1 protein-coding gene is annotated in these 739 nt (G+C 66.3%); it reads left to right on the top strand.

What is annotated here, in order from left to right; all coding sequences use genetic code 11:
- Positions 1–739 (top strand): metallopeptidase TldD-related protein (locus B3397_RS04505; RefSeq protein WP_296247678.1); only part of this gene is annotated, 739 nt, incomplete at both ends.

Raw genomic sequence — 739 nt, 5'->3', positions numbered from 1 at the left:
GCCAATGGCGAAGCGGTGAAGGCCAACTATGCCGGCCAGCACTGGCAGGCCGAAGCGTTTGCCGCCCGCCTGGCCCAGGCCCGCGAACAGCTGGAATACCTCGGCCGACCGCTCAAGGTGCTGGCGCCGGGAGAGTACCGTGCCTACCTGGCGCCGGCCGCGCTGGACGAAATCGTCGGCATGCTCAGCTGGGGCGGGTTTTCCGCGCAGTCCATCGCCAGCAAGAACAGCCCGCTGCAGCGGCTGTATGCCGGTGAAGCAGCGCTGAACCCGATGGTCAGCCTCAAGGAACAGGTCAGCGGGTCGCTCAGCCCGGCCTTTTCCGAGGAGGGCTACCCGCGCATGGATCTGACCCTGGTCGACGCCGGCGCAGCCGGTGAGCGCCTGGTGGATTCGCGCAGCGCCGCCGAATATGGCTTGCAGGGTAACGGCGCAGGTTGGGGTGAGGCCCCCAGTGCGCTGGAGATGGCCGCCGGCCGCCTGGAGCAGGCCGATATCCTGCAGCGCCTGGGCACCGGGCTGTACATCAGCAACCTGTGGTACTTGAACTACTCGGACATGCCGGCGGCACGCATGACCGGGCTGACACGCTTTGCCACTTTCTGGGTACAGGATGGTCAGATCGTAGCGCCGGTGAGCACCATGCGTTTCGACGACAGCGTCTACAGCCTGCTGGGTGACCAGTTGGAAGCACTGACGGCCGAGCGCGAGTTGACTCTGTCGACCAGCACCTATGGCG

It is taken from the genome of Pseudomonas sp. UBA4194, assembly GCF_002379585.1.
In the GTDB taxonomy this organism is placed as follows: Bacteria; Pseudomonadota; Gammaproteobacteria; order Pseudomonadales; family Pseudomonadaceae; genus Aquipseudomonas.
The sequence above is the reverse complement of the archived record's forward strand: the minus strand, read 5'-3'. Positions and strand labels throughout refer to the sequence as shown.